Source organism: Variovorax sp. OK605 (assembly GCF_900115445.1).
In the GTDB taxonomy this organism is placed as follows: domain Bacteria; phylum Pseudomonadota; class Gammaproteobacteria; order Burkholderiales; family Burkholderiaceae_C; genus Variovorax.
Genome location: NZ_FOWL01000007.1, coordinates 355,927 through 369,649, shown reverse-complemented (window position 1 = coordinate 369,649; position 13,723 = coordinate 355,927). Strand labels below are relative to the sequence as shown.

Here is a 13,723-nt window from a genome sequence, read left to right as displayed (position 1 = left end):
AAGAAACCTCTCCGGATGGATTCAACAAGCGGCCATTGTTTTGCGAACCGTCCGTTTGATAAATTGGCATCCGGTTCTCTCATTCGAAACTATTGGTTCTTAATATGGACAAGCTCCGCGCCATGGAAGTCTTCGTCGCCACGGTGGACGCGGGCAGCTTCGCCGCTGCCGCCGAGGCGCTCGACCTGTCGGCCGTGATGGTCGGCAAGCACATCCGCCAGCTCGAGGCGCAGCTTGGCGCGCGCCTGCTGGAGCGCACCACGCGCCGCCATGCGCTCACCGAGATCGGCGCGGCCTACCTCGAGCGTTGCCGCGACGTGCTGGCCAGCGTGCACACCGCCGACGGCGTGGCCGAGTCGCTGCGCGCCATGCCGCAGGGCGTGCTGCGCGTCACCGCGCCCGTGGCCTACGGCGCGCACCGGCTCACGCCGGTGATCGGCGACTACATCGCCGCCTATCCGCAGGTGAAGGTCGACCTGAGCCTGAACGACCGCGTGGTCGACCTCGCCGAGGAAGGCTTCGACTGCGGCATCCGCTCGGGCGCCGCGGTCGACGAGCGGCTCATTGCCAGGCCGCTCGCGCTGGCGCGCATGTTCGCCGTGGCCAGCCCCGAATGGGTGGCGCGCCACGGCCAGCCGAAGCACCCGTCCGAGCTCGAGGCCTTCCCGCTGCTCGGCTTCGCCAGTTGGGGCCCGAACCACGCGTGGCGCTTCACGCGCGACGGCCGGACCGTGCACGTGCCGGTGCGCGGCCCGCTCACCACCAACAACGGCCAGGCCCTGCTGGCCGCCGCCATGGCCGGCGTGGGCGTGATCGTGCAGGCCGACGCGCTGCTCGGGCCCGCGCTGGCCTCGGGCCAGGTGGTGCAGTTGCTGCCTGAATGGGAACTGCCCACGCGGCAGGTGCACATCATGCGAATGCCGGAGGCGCGGCCGAGCGCGAAGCTGCGGACCTTCGTGGATTTCGTGGTGGAGCGGCTGGGCTAAGTGCGCGGCCTTAAACGACCAGCCCCAGCACTCGCCCCGACAACGGCGCACTCGCCAGCGTGTCGAGCGGCACGCTGTGCCGCGCGGTCGTGATAACCAGCCGCTCGCCTTCTTCATCGTCCTTGGCTTTTCCGCCTTCGACTGCCGGTGCAAACGCCAGGTCGGTCGCGCAAGGCACCGGCAGGCCGATCACGCGGTCGAGCTGCCCGTCCGCCGTGAAGCGCACCACCGACCATCCATCGCACAGCGCCGTCCAGATGCCGCCTTGCGCATCGAAGGCCAGCCCGCTCACGCGCCCCGAACCCTTGGGCACGGTCGCCAGGCGCCGCACCGCGCCCTGCCCCGGCTGAAGCCGCAGGATCGCGCCGGAACCCGGGGCGGTGGCATAAAGCGTCTGGTCCTGCGCGTGCCAGCCCAACGCCTGCACCGCCTCGCCCACGCGCCATTGCACTTCGAGTGTGCCGTCGTCGCGCAGGCGACCGATGGCGGAGCCGGCCTCGGGCAGCGCCAGCGCCGCCCAGATGGCACCCTCTTCGCCGTTGCAGGCCGCAAGCACCTGGCCCGGCAGCCAGGGCGTGAAAGGCGTCGAGCTGCCGTCCGCCGCAATGCGCTGCGCACCGCGCTCGTGCACTGCGAGCACACCGTCTTCGTGGCGCAGCAGCGCGACGACCGGTGCCTCGACCGTCGCCACCTCGCGGTCCTGCCCGTTCGCATGCAGGTGCACCGACGGCGCGAGCGCATCGGCCCACCAGAACTGGCTGCCGTCGGCCGACCACAGCGGGTGCGCCCCATGAAAGGCCCAATGGCCGGGCAGCGCCGTCACCGCCGCTTCCGTGCCTGGCGTCGCGTCGGTGCCGGCGGGCTGCAGCTGTGCGCCCACGCGCCGTGCGGCCTCGGCCACTTCGGGCCCCAGCAGTTCGAGCCGTGCGCGCGTGAGGCGGTACGCCGGGCCCGCCACGCTGATGGCGCCGCGCACCTGCCCCGCCGCATCGACCACCGGCGCGCCCACGCACCGCACGCCGAGCACGATCTCCTCGTCGTCAATGGCGTAGCCGCGCGCCCTGGTAATGCGCAATTCGGCCTGCAGCCGACGCCGGTCGGTGATGGTCAGCGGCGTGAGCGGCTTGAGCACCGCATCGCGCACGATGGCGTCGCGCGCGTCGTCGGGCATGGCCGACAGGATCGCCTTGCCCTGGCTCGTGCAGTGCACCGGCTTGCGCTGGCCCAGCACGGCCGCCGATCGCTGGCTGTGCGCGCCGTCGCAGCGCTCCAGCGAGATGACCTCGCGGCCGTCGAGCGTGGCCAGGTAGCTGGTTTCGCCCGTGAGATCGCGCAGCGCGCGCAGCTCCAGCGCGGCCGCGGCCACGAGGTCGGGCATGGCATAGGCCTGGCGCGCCATCTCGAAGCAGCGAAAGCCCAGGCAGTACACCTTGCGCAGCGGATCGCGCCGCACCAGGCCGCGCGCCACCAGCGTGGCCAGCAGGCGGTAGACGGTGGTGCGCGGCAGCGCGAGCCGGTCGGCCAGCTCGGTCTGGCCCAGGCCTTCGGGCGCAGCCCCGATGGCATCGAGCACGTCGAGGGCTTTTTCGAGGGCGCCGGTGCCCTCACCGAAAGAGGTGGCCATGTGAATGAAGCCTTTGACGAAGCCTGGCTTGCCTGTTTGTCTCAGATGGTGGTACTTGGCGTGCCGCACAGGGCTGCAACGCCGCGGCAGTCCATTCTATTTTTGAGACCGCGTCTCTACAGTCAGGGTTCCGCCGACGCGCTGCCCTGCAGCCTCGCTCATTCCCACCATTTGAGACTAGCCTCATGACCACGCCCACGCCACCCAAGCCGCTGGCCACCGTTCCTCAGCGCGCGCCCGCGCCCTTCGTGTCCGACGCCGTGCTCGACCGCCTGGCCAACGCCACCAGCGGCTCGCTGACCACTCAGCTCTACATCAAGGGCTTTCGCCAACCGGTGCTGCACGGCCTGACGCCGCTCAACAAGAAGATGAAACCCTTCGCGGGCCGTGCGTACACCATGCGCTTCATTCCGGCGCGCGAGGACATCGACGTGTACGGCAACCTCACCACCGAACCCAGCGCCGACAACCTGCAATGGGTGGGCGTGGAGCAGATCGAGCCGGGCCACGTGCTGGTGATCGACAGCAACAAGGACGGCCGTGCCGCGTCGATGGGCAACATGCTCATCACGCGGATGATGATGCGCGGCGCGCGCGGCGTGATCACCGACGGCAGTTTCCGCGACGGCACCGAACTGAGCGCAATGGACTTCCCCATCTGGTGCAACGGCGTCACCGCCACCACGCGCCTGAGCTACCACCACGTGGCCGACCTGCAGGTGCCCATCGGCTGCGCGGGCGTGGCCATCTACCCCGGCGACGTGATCCACGGCGACGGTGACAACATCACCGTGATTCCCGCGCACCTGGCCGAGGAGATGGCCGACCTGTGCGAGAAGCGCGACGACATCGAGGCCTATCTGGCGCTGCGCGTGCAGGCCGGAGAAGCACTGTGGGGGCTGTACCCGCCCAGCGATGCCACGCGCGAACAGCACCGCCAATGGGTGGCCGACGGCCGACCGGCGATTCCGGCCGCGCAGCCCGTGCGCTGACCCGAAAGAAAGACACCGAGGAACACCATGAGCCAATTCACCCCCGAAGACCACGCCGCCCTCATCCGCCGCTACTTCGACGCCTGCAACGCCGCCGACTACGACGCGCTGGTCGCCTGCTTCACGCCCGACGCGGTGCACTACTTCCCTGCCGGCCTGCCCGAGATTCCCTGGCGCACCGCCGACACCATCGCCAGGAAATGGCAGTGGTGCGTCGAGACGCTCGGCTCGCAATGGACCATCGACAAGCTCATCGTGAGCCACGACACGCCCGAGGCCATGATCGAGTGGACCCATTGGAAGAACAAGAGCGGCACCGCATTGCGCGGTGCCGAGTGGTACGACTTCGACACCGAGACCGGCAAGATCAAGGAGATCCGCGCGTACTACGCCGCTCCCGCCGACAAGGAAGTGAAGATCAACGAGCTGGTGGCCTTCGACTACGCCGGCCGCGGCTATCCGCTGAAGAGCAAGTGAACGGAGGCTTGTTGATGCTGCAATCCATCGAAGCACGCACCGGCAACGCCATCGGCGAACGCTGGGAAGAATCCACCGCCGCCGCCGTCGATGCGGCTGTGCAGGCCGGCGCGTCGGCATCCGACGCCTTTGCCGCCACCTCGGCGGCACAGCGCGCGACGCTGCTGCGCGGCCTGGCCACCGCACTCGAAGCCGACCGCGAGGCGCTGGTCGCGCTCGCCGATCGCGAAAGCGGCCTCGGCCTGCCGCGCCTGAACGGCGAACTCGACCGCACCGCGTTCCAGTTGCGCGGCTTTGCCGACGTGCTCGAGCGCGGCGGCGCGCACGCCTTCATCGACGACCACTCCATTGCAGGGGCACCGCCCGCCGGGCGACCGCACCTCACCCGCGTGCGCGTGCCGGTCGGCCCCGTCGCGATGTTCTCGGCGAGCAACTTTCCGTTCGCTTTCTCGGTGCTGGGCGGCGACACCGCATCCGCGCTGGCCGCGGGTTGCCCGGTGGTCGTGAAGGGACACCCCGCCCACCCCGGGCTTTCGCGCCGCACCGCGGCACTCGCGCAGAAGGTCGTCGCTGCGCAAGGCTTGCGGGCTGGCGTGTTCCAGTTCGTCGAGGGCGGCTCGATCGAGGTCGGGGTGGCGCTGGTCAAGGCGCCCGCCATCGCGGCCGTGGCTTTCACGGGGTCTTTCAAGGGCGGCACCGCGCTCGCGAAAGTGGCGGCCGAGAGGCCCCGGCCCATTCCCTTCTATGGCGAACTGGGCTCGGTCAACCCGCTGGTCGTTCTGCCCGCGGCCATCGCCAGGAACGGCGCCGAACTGGCCGGCACGCTGGCCGCATCGATCTGCCTGGGCGCAGGCCAGTTCTGCACGAGCCCAGGCGTGATCGTGGTGCCGGCCGGCGTGGCCGGCGACGGTTTCGTCGAAGCGTTTGCCGCGGCGCTGAAGGCCTCGCGGCCGCACGCCATGCTGTCGGCGGGTATCCGGGCGACCTTCGACCGGGGCGTGGCGCAATGGCGAGCCGCGCCACAGCTCAAGCCGCTGGTCAACGAGGTGGTGGACGCGACCGTGTCGGCGCCACGCCCGTTTCTTGCCGAAACGTCGGCGGCCGACTTCATTGCCAGCGCCCAGTTGCATGAAGAAGTGTTCGGCTCGGCCGCCCTGGTCGTTCGCGTCGCGTCGACCGACGAAGCCACCGACGTACTCAAGGCTGTCGGCGGTTCGCTCACCGTCACGCTGTGGGGCGCGGATGCCGAGAGCGACGACACCCGCAGCCTCGTGCGTGCCGCCACGCAGGTCGCAGGCCGCGTGCTGTTCTCGGGCGTGCCCACGGGCGTGGCCGTGACCGCGGCGCAGCACCACGGCGGCCCGTACCCCGCCTCGACACAACCCTTCACCACGTCGGTCGGCTATGCCGCGCTCGACCGGTTCCTGCGCCCTGTCGCGCTGCAGGACGCGCCCGCCTGGCTCATTGAAAGAAAGGGCGTCCCATGCTGATGCGCCACATCGTGATGTTCCGCCGCAAGGCCGCCGTCGAAAAGAACGCCGCGCTCGAGAAGGAACTCACCGAGCGCATGGCCGCGCTGGGTCCACTCATTCCGGCCATCGAGGGCTGGAAGTTCGCAGCCAACGAACTCGACCGCGCGATCTGCTGGGGCTATGTGCTCGAAGCCGAAGTGGCCGATGCGAAGGCGCTGGACGCGTACCTCTTTCATCCGCTGCACCAGGCGCTGGTGGCCGACCTGAAGCCGTACTTCGAATGGGCGGCGGTCGACTACACGACCGCCTGAGCCCGCCGCGCAAGGCAAGGCATGAGCGAAATCATCGAACTGCGCAGCGGTGTGGCGTTCGCGCGCGTGGCCCCGGCCCTGGGCGCGCGGATCACGCGCTGCGTGCTGCAAAGCAGCGGGGGCATGCAAGGCACCGCAACAGAACTGCTTCACCCCTACCCCGAGGACCACAGCGACCTCATGCGCTGGGCCAAGGGCGGCATCTACCCGCTGATTCCGTACTGGGGCCGCATCTCGCAGGCCCGGCTCCGGCACGCGGGCAAGGTCTTTGCGCTGGCGCCGCACCCCGATGCATTGCCCCATACGCTGCACGGCACGGCGCATCAGGCGTGCTGGGCCGTGACGGCACGCGCCGACGACAGCCTCGCACTCGGCCTGCGCCAGCCGGCAGACGCGCACTGGCCGTGGCCGTACGAGGCCGAACTGGTCTTCACGTTGTCGCCCGGTGCGCTGCACATCGCGCTGGCCGTGACCAACACGGGCTGCGCGCTGATGCCCGCGGGTATCGGCCTGCACCCCTACCTTGCGCGCCAGGGCGACACCGGCATCCAGTTCACCGCGGCCAGGCGCTGGTTGCCCACAGCTGACTATCTGGCAACCGCTGCGGGCGACACGACCAAGGCCGAAGACTTCAGTCGCGAGCGCCGCCTGGGCGACGCGCCTTTCACCATGTTCTACAGCGCATGGAATGGCGAAGCCCGCGTCACGGCCCGTGCCGGTGCCGACGGCTGCGAAAGAAGCAGCACACGCGCCGTGCACATCACCGCCTCGCCGACCCTCGACCACCTGGTGCTGCACCAGCCACCGGGCGCGCCGTACGTCTGCCTGGAACCCGCCAGCCACACCGCCGACGCCTTCAACCTGGCCGCCCACGGAATTCCCGGCACGGGCACCCGTGTGCTCGCGCCGGGCGAACGCCTGTCGGGGTGGGTCGCCTTCCACGCACACTCGCAGCCATGACTCTCTTTGCTTCATCCCAAGCCCGCGACGGCTGGTCGCCTTCGCTGCGCTACCCCGACCCGGCGGTGGCGGTGCTTCACCCTTCCTTCGCGAAGTATCGGCTGTTCGCTGCCAGCATCGAGCGCCTGGCCACCGGCTTTCGCTGGATGGAAGGGCCCGTGTGGTTCGGCGACGGCCGCTACCTGCTCGCGAGCGATGTCGCGGGCAACCGCATCGTCCGCTGGGACGAGGTGACCGGCACGGCCTGCGTGTTTCGCGAGTCGGCGAACTACGCCAACGGCCACACGCGCGACCTGAAGGGCCGGCTCGTGAGCTGCGAGGGCGCGGTCACGCGGCGCATCAGCCGCACCGAGCACGACGGGCGCATCGTCACGCTGGCCGACCGCTTCGACGGCAAGCCGCTGAACTCACCCAACGACATCGTGTGCCAGTCGAACGGCGCGATCTGGTTCACCGATCCGCCCTTCCAGCTCGGCAACGACTACGAAGGCCGCGTCGGCACGCCGGAACTGCCGCATGCCGTGTACCGCATCGACGGCGAGACCGGCGCGCTCACGCAGGTGCTGGACGACCTGACCGGGCCCAACGGCCTGTGCTTCTCGCCCGACGAACGCAAGCTCTACGTGGTGGAGAGCCGCGCCACGCCCAGCCGGCGCGTGTGGGCCTACAACGTCGGCGCGGACGGCCGGCTCTCGCACAAGACACTGCACATCGATGCCCGGGGCCCGGGCGCCTTCGACGGCATCAAGTGCGACGTGGACGGCAACATCTGGGCCGGCTGGGGCAGCAACGGCTCACCCGAGGCCGACCCCGAAGCGCTCGACGGCGTGATGGTGTTCGACCCGCAGGGCCAGCCGATCGGCCATATCCGCCTGCCCGAGCGTTGCGCCAACCTGTGCTTCGGCGGCGCCGACAACAACCGGCTTTTCATGGCCAGCAGCCATTCGCTCTACGCGCTCTACGTGAACACGCGCGGCGCGGAGAAGCGCTGAGACCGCGCCGGTTCACGCCGGTTCACGCCGGCGGAAGCAACGGCGCGAGCGGGCTGGCCGCATACACGCCGCCCACATGGTCGCGACCCGACGCGCTCGGGTGCATCGCCTCGCGGTCGAGAAAGTCCGGCGCCCTGAAATTCTGCGCGTTGTCCTGCGGCCGATAGCCCAGCGCACGGGCGCGCGTGTTGGCGAACATCGGGTGCGGGCTTTCGGAAACACCGTAGACCACCTCGTTGCGCACGTCGGGGTGCTCGAGGCCGATGCGCACCAGCTGCGCCAGGTCGCGCGTGCTGACCCAGATGCGCAGGCGGCGCGCGTCGGACACCTGTGCGTCGGCGTTGCCGATGCGGATCACGAACGCGGCGGCACCACCTCGCAACGCGTAGGCCGCGCAGGCGGCCTCGCCGAACACCTTGCTCAGCCCGTAGTAGCCGTCTGGCGCGGGCGAAAGGTCGTCCAGGTATTCCGCGACGTCGCCCTGGTGCTGACCCAGCACATGGTGGCTGCTGGCGAACAGGAAACGCTTCACGCCGAAGCGCTGCGCCGCTTCCAGCAGGTAGAGCGTTGCGCTGTAGTTGGGCTGCACGGTGGCGTCGAAACCGATCGCCGGGCCATGCGCGCAAGCCAGGTGGAGGATGGCGTCGACGCCTTCGACCGTGCGCGCCACGCAGGCCGGGTCGCACAGGTCGCCCACCATCACCTGCTCGTTGGCCGCGGGGTCGGCCGGTTCGCGGCGGTCGAACAGGCGCAGGTCGTGGTGCTCGCGCAGCAGTGGGCGCAGCGCGCTGCCCACTTGTCCGGCAGCGCCGGTGATCAGCAGGGTCGGCATGGGTTCTCCTCGGTGGCGTGGGGTCGGGTGGCTCAACCGGCGGCCAGCGCAGGTTCGGGTTCGCGGCCGCCGGCCACGACAAACAGCGCCACGATGATCGCGCCCGCCGCGCCGAGCACGCCCGCCAGCACGAAGCCGCTCACATAGGTGCCCGTCGACTGGATGATGAAGCCCGTGACCGTGGGCGCCACGATGCCCGAGAGATTGGCCAGGCCGTGCATGAAGCCACCGGCGGTTCCCACCTGGTGGCTCGGCACGCTGTCCTGAATGAGCGACCAGTAGGCCGGCGCCGTGAGCATCAGGAAGCCGATGGCCACCGTCATCACGGACACCACGGCCGTGACGCTCTGGACCTGCCCCGTGAGGCCGATGCACAGCGACGCGATCAGCAGACAGCTCACCAGCACCACCTTGCGCGAGAACAACTGGCGGCCGGTGCGCTTGTAGATGTAGTCGATCAGCACACCGCCGCCCATGTACCCCAGCGCGCCCACCAGCCAGGGCAGCGAGGTGACGATGCTCATCGACTTCAGGTCGATGCCCTTCGCGTCGATGAGATAGCTCGGAAACCACGTCATGAAGAAGAACAGGATGTAGTTGTAGCAAAAGAGCGAGATGCCGGTGGCCAGCACCGAGCCCTGGAAGATCACCTTGAGCAGCGGCGTGCGCTCGCCATGCGTCGTGGCGACGGGTGTCTCGCGGCCTTCCTCGATGGCCGCGAGCTCGTCGGGCGCCACGCGCGGATGCTCGGCGGGCGTGGCCGTCACCATCCGTGCCCAGGCCACGGCCCAGATCAGCCCCAGCACCGCGATCGCCACGAAGGCAACGCGCCAGCCCAGCCACAGCGCGAGAAAGCCCACGATCGGGCCGGCCAAGGCACCCCCCAGCGGGCCGCCCGCCTGGTTGATGCCGATGGCGCGTGCACGCTCGCGGATCGGAAACCAGTTGTTCACCGCCTTGTTGGCGGTGGTGGAGACCGGACCCTCGCCCACGCCGAACAGCGCGCGAACGATCAGCAGCGACCAGAAGTTGAAGGCCAGCGCCGTCAGCCCGCACAGCACCGACCAGAAGCTCATCGCGCAGGTCATGACCTTCTTGGGACCGAAGCGGTCCGCGAGGTAGCCGCCGATGAAGCAGAACAGCGCGTAGCCCACGAAGAAGCTGCTGAAGATCATGCCTTTCTCGGAGGGCGTGAGGTGGTACTCCTGCGTGATGAAAGGCATCGCGATCGACAGCGCGGCACGGTCGACGTAATTGATGATCATCGCGAGAAAAAGCAGAGTCAGGACGACTCCGCGGTAGCGCGTGCTGGTCTTGTTCATATGTCTCCTTGTGCCCGGCACAGAGACCGGCCGGGAGCGGCGGATTCTGGGACGGCGATCACCGCGCGACAAGGCGCTTTTCGCTCGCGCGTCGCCCCGGTCCCAGCATGTGGGAACGGTGCTGCCGATGCCTCTCGGCGCGGGTTCCTGCGCACCTGATTCCGCTCGGGGTTTTCCCGGCAAGTGGCGCATGCGTCTCAGTCGACGGGATCGCGGTGCCCGCGCTTCTCGCCACGCCGTGCTTCGGCTTCTATCGTGCGTTTCCCTTTCCATGGAGACAGAAGACACATGCAAGCACATCGACAACAGCAGATATCGACAACACCGCGCGGCCGCCGCGATCTGCTCAAGGCCGGGCTCGCGCTGGCAGCAGGCGCCGTGGGTGCAGGCGCGCATGCGCAGCAGCAACCCTGGACACCCTCGCTGCGCTACCCCGACCCGGCCATCGAGATCCTCGATGCGTCGTTCGCGAAGTACCGCCTGTTCAGCGCCGGCATCGAGCGCCTGGCCACCGGCTTTCGCTGGATGGAAGGCCCGGTGTGGTTCGGCGACGGCAACTACCTGCTGGCCAGCGACGTGGCCGGCAACAGGATCGTGCGCTGGGACGAGGCCACCGGCCAGGCGGCCACCTTCCGCGCCAATGCCAACTACGCGAACGGCAACACGCGTGACATGCAGGGCCGGCTCGTCACCTGCGAAGGCGCCGTCACGCGACGCATCACGCGCACCGAACACAGCGGCAAGGTCGTGACGCTGGCCGACAGCTACGAAGGCAAGCCCTTCAACTCACCGAACGACATCGTGTGCAAGTCGGACGGCTCCATCTGGTTCACCGACCCGCCCTTCCAGCTGAGCAACGACTACGAAGGCCGCATCGCCAAGCAGGAGCTGCCGCACGCGGTCTACCGCATCGACGGCAAGAGCGGCAAGGTGACGCAAGTGCTCAACGATCTGCAGGGGCCCAACGGGCTGTGCTTCTCGCCCGACGAGAAGAAGCTCTACATCATCGAAGGCCGCGCACAGCCCAACCGCCTGGTGTGGGCCTACGACGTGGGCAGCGACGCCCGCCTCACGAACAAGACGAAGCACATCGACGCGGGCACGCCGGCCGGTGCGCTCGACGGCATCAAGTGCGACGTGGACGGCAACATCTGGGCCGGCTGGGGCTCCAGCGGCACACCGGGCGTGGACCCGGCCTCACTCGACGGCGTGATGGTGTTCAACCCGCAGGGCAGGCCCATCGGCCACATCCGCCTGCCCGAGCGCTGCGCCAACCTGTGCTTCGGTGGCGCGGACAACAACCGGCTGTTCATGGCGAGCAGCCACTCGATCTACGCGGTGTACGTGAACACGCGCGGCGCCGAGATTCGCTGAAGCAGGAGCGGCCGATGGGGGGCGGTCCATCGGGTCCATCAGGTCCGTCAGGGCCGCTTGCCGAACTCCTGCGTCTCGGTGGTCCAACGGATCGCCTGCTCGCTCAGGCTGAAGCCGAGCCCCGGACGGTCCGACACGTGCATGCGGCCGTCCTTCAGGTGCATCTGCTCGTTGAACATCGGGCCCAGCCATTCGAAGTGCTCGAGCCACGGCTCGATCGGGTACGCGGCTGCCAGATGCAGGTGAATCTCCATCGCGAAGTGCGGCGCCAGCTTGCGGCCCTTGAACGCGGCCAAGTTCATGATCTGCAGGAAGGGCGTGATGCCGCCCACGCGCGGCGCGTCGGGCTGGATGAAGTCGCTGCCTTCGGCCATGATGAGCTGCGCGTGCTCACCGAAGCTGGTGAGCATTTCGCCGGTGGCAATGGCGGTGTCGAAGCGCGCGGCGAGTTGTGCGTGGCCCTCGAAGTCGTAGGCGTCCAGCGGTTCTTCGATCCACGTGAGGTCGAAGCCTTCGAAAGCGCGGCAGGCGCGCGTGGCCTTCTGGCGGTCCCACTGCTGGTTGGCATCGACCATCAACGGGAACGAGTCGCCCAGCAGCTTGCGCACCTCGCCCACGCGCTGGATGTCGATGGCCAGGTCGGGCTGGCCCACCTTCAGCTTGATGCCGCCGATGCCGCTCTCGCGCGAGATGGCGACGTTCTTCAGCACCTGGTCAAGCGGCGTATGCAGGTAGCCGCCCGAGGTGTTGTAGCACTGCACCGAGTCGCGCTCTGCGCCCAGGAGCTTGGCCAGCGGCAGCCTGGCGCGCTTGGCCTTCATGTCCCACAGCGCAATGTCGAAGGGCGCAATGGCTTGCGTCGTGAGGCCGCTGCGGCCCATGCTGGCGCCGGCCCACAGCAGCTTCGTGAAGAGGCGCGAGATGTCGTTGGGGTCTTCGCCCAGCAAGTTGGGCGCGAGTTCCTTGGCATGCGCGTACATGCCGGGGCCGCCCGCGCGCTTGCTGTAGCCGAAGCCGATGCCTTCGTGACCGTCGCGCGTGCGGATCTCCGCAAAGATGAATGCGATCTCGGTCAGCGGTTTCTGGCGGCCGGTGAGCACCTTGGCATCGCTCACCGGCGTGGCCAGCGGCAGGTACATCAGGGAGACCTTGATCCAGTCGATGCGGTCGCCCGCGTCTGCCGCGGTGCGCGCGCCTTCGGCCACCTTGGCATAGGAAACGATGTTGGATTCAACGGCTTTCATTCGGACACTTTCGAGGAGAGAGATGGGAAAAAGGGAAGGGACGCAAGATTCAGTCGAGCTTGATGCCGGCCTTCTGCACCACCTGGGTCCAGCGCGCGGTCTCGTCCTGCACGAAGCGCGTGTAGTCGGCCGCGTGCGAGACCACCACCACGAAGCCGTTGGCTTCCAGCTTGGCACGCACGGCCGGGTCCGCAAAGCCCTTGGCCATGGCGGCCTCCAGCTTCTCGACGACGGCCTTCGGCGTGCCCTTGGGTGCCGACAGGCCGGTCCAGGACACGGCGCTGAAGCCGGGGTAGCCCGACTCGGCCACCGTAGGCACGTCGGGAAACAGCGGGTTGCGCTGCGCGCTGGTCACGGCCAGCGCACGCAGCTTGCCGGCCTTGATGTGCGGCAGCACCGCGTCCTGGTTGGTGAACATGCCGGGGATCTGGTCGGCCAGCACGTCGTTGAGCGCGGGCGCGCCGCCCTTGTAGGGAATGCCCACCATGTCGAGCCCCGCCACCTGCTTGAGGTACTCGGTGGTCACGTGGCCCGACGAGGCGTTGACCTGCCCGTAGCTGAACTTGCCCGGGTTGGCCTTGACCCAGGCGATGAACTCCTTGAAGTTCTTTGCCGGGAACGACGGGTTCACCACCAGCACGTTGGGCCCGGCAGCCAGTTGCGACACGTGCACGAAGTCGCGGGTCGAGTCGTAAGGCGGCTTCGGCGAGAAGCCGTGAATGATCGCGTTGCTGCCGATGCCCGAGAGCAGCAGCGTGTAGCCGTCGCCCGGCGCCTTGGCCGCCTGTTCGGTGCCGATGGCGCCACCCGCCCCGCCCTTGTTGTCGACGATGAAGGGCTGCTTGAGCTGGCGGCCGAGCGCGTCGGCAATGAGGCGGCCCATGATGTCGCTGGTGCCGCCCGCGGGGAACGGCACGATGAGCTTCACGGGGCGCGACGGATAGTCGTCCTGCGCGTGGGCGGCGCCGGCCAGCAGGCCGCTGACGGCCAGGGCGGCGAGAAGGGTTCTGCGGAACATGCGGTTTGTCTCCTGTGCGTGAATCGCTCGTTGGATGCAGGTTTTATGGAAGCGCTTTCATTTTGGCTTTCATGAGGTGTTTGACAAGCCGGGTTGTCCAGCCGATCGCACGAGGAATC

13 protein-coding genes are annotated in these 13,723 nt (G+C 68.6%); 8 read left to right on the top strand and 5 right to left on the bottom strand.

Features of this window, described 5'->3' with window-relative positions; genetic code table 11:
* Positions 1 to 104 precede the first annotated feature (104 nt).
* Positions 105 to 986 (top strand): LysR family transcriptional regulator, encoded by an 882-nt coding sequence (locus tag BM013_RS20400; protein ID WP_093129456.1) that lies wholly within the window; start codon positions 105 to 107, stop codon positions 984 to 986.
* A gap of 10 nt (positions 987 to 996) precedes the next feature.
* Here the strand turns inward: BM013_RS20400 and BM013_RS20395 are convergent, their stop codons facing one another.
* A complete protein-coding gene (locus tag BM013_RS20395) occupies positions 997 to 2,610 on the bottom strand; it encodes an IclR family transcriptional regulator domain-containing protein (protein ID WP_093129455.1) in 1,614 nt (537 codons plus the stop codon).
* A gap of 185 nt (positions 2,611 to 2,795) precedes the next feature.
* On the opposite strand from BM013_RS20395, the gene BM013_RS20390 reads away from it, so the two are divergent.
* The 6 genes from BM013_RS20390 to BM013_RS20365 are packed head-to-tail and all read left to right on the top strand — an operon-like array spanning position 2,796 to position 7,814.
* Positions 2,796 to 3,602 (top strand): RraA family protein, encoded by an 807-nt coding sequence (locus BM013_RS20390; RefSeq protein WP_093129454.1) that lies wholly within the window; start codon positions 2,796 to 2,798, stop codon positions 3,600 to 3,602.
* A 27-nt stretch (positions 3,603 to 3,629) separates the two neighbouring features.
* A complete protein-coding gene (locus BM013_RS20385) occupies positions 3,630 to 4,079 on the top strand; it encodes a nuclear transport factor 2 family protein (RefSeq protein WP_093129453.1) in 450 nt (149 codons plus the stop codon).
* Between the two features lie 14 nt (positions 4,080 to 4,093).
* On the top strand, positions 4,094 to 5,569 hold the full coding sequence (locus tag BM013_RS20380) for an aldehyde dehydrogenase (NADP(+)) (RefSeq protein ID WP_093129452.1): 1,476 nt from the start codon (positions 4,094 to 4,096) through the stop codon (positions 5,567 to 5,569).
* The gene (locus BM013_RS20375; protein WP_256221573.1) at positions 5,563 to 5,862 is read left to right on the top strand and encodes a Dabb family protein; all 300 of its coding nucleotides are present in this window, start codon (positions 5,563 to 5,565) and stop codon (positions 5,860 to 5,862) included. The genes BM013_RS20380 and BM013_RS20375 overlap by 7 nt, the downstream gene beginning before the upstream one ends.
* A 21-nt stretch (positions 5,863 to 5,883) precedes the next feature.
* On the top strand, positions 5,884 to 6,822 hold the full coding sequence (locus BM013_RS20370) for an aldose 1-epimerase (protein ID WP_093129451.1): 939 nt from the start codon (positions 5,884 to 5,886) through the stop codon (positions 6,820 to 6,822).
* Complete coding sequence (locus tag BM013_RS20365) at positions 6,819 to 7,814, top strand: SMP-30/gluconolactonase/LRE family protein (protein ID WP_093129450.1); 996 nt, start codon at positions 6,819 to 6,821, stop codon at positions 7,812 to 7,814. The genes BM013_RS20370 and BM013_RS20365 overlap by 4 nt, the downstream gene beginning before the upstream one ends.
* Before the next feature lie 22 nt (positions 7,815 to 7,836).
* Here the strand turns inward: BM013_RS20365 and BM013_RS20360 are convergent, their stop codons facing one another.
* Together BM013_RS20360 and BM013_RS20355 are read right to left on the bottom strand one after the other, a co-directional pair.
* Positions 7,837 to 8,646, bottom strand: coding sequence for an NAD-dependent epimerase/dehydratase family protein (locus BM013_RS20360; RefSeq protein ID WP_093129449.1), 810 nt, complete (start codon positions 8,644 to 8,646; stop codon positions 7,837 to 7,839).
* A gap of 32 nt (positions 8,647 to 8,678) precedes the next feature.
* On the bottom strand, positions 8,679 to 9,968 hold the full coding sequence (locus BM013_RS20355; RefSeq protein ID WP_093129448.1) for an MFS transporter: 1,290 nt from the start codon (positions 9,966 to 9,968) through the stop codon (positions 8,679 to 8,681).
* A gap of 288 nt (positions 9,969 to 10,256) precedes the next feature.
* Between BM013_RS20355 and BM013_RS20350 the strand changes: the two genes are divergently transcribed.
* Positions 10,257 to 11,342, top strand: a complete 1,086-nt coding sequence (locus BM013_RS20350; protein WP_093129447.1) for an SMP-30/gluconolactonase/LRE family protein — start codon at positions 10,257 to 10,259, stop codon at positions 11,340 to 11,342.
* Between the two features lie 47 nt (positions 11,343 to 11,389).
* Here BM013_RS20350 and BM013_RS20345 read toward each other — a convergent pair whose 3' ends face one another.
* Together BM013_RS20345 and BM013_RS20340 are read right to left on the bottom strand one after the other, a co-directional pair.
* Complete coding sequence (locus BM013_RS20345) at positions 11,390 to 12,586, bottom strand: L-talarate/galactarate dehydratase (protein WP_093129446.1); 1,197 nt, start codon at positions 12,584 to 12,586, stop codon at positions 11,390 to 11,392.
* A gap of 49 nt (positions 12,587 to 12,635) precedes the next feature.
* Positions 12,636 to 13,604 carry a Bug family tripartite tricarboxylate transporter substrate binding protein gene (locus tag BM013_RS20340; protein ID WP_093129445.1) on the bottom strand — a complete coding sequence of 323 codons (969 nt, stop codon included), beginning with the start codon at positions 13,602 to 13,604 and terminating at the stop codon, positions 12,636 to 12,638.
* Positions 13,605 to 13,723 lie beyond the last annotated feature (119 nt).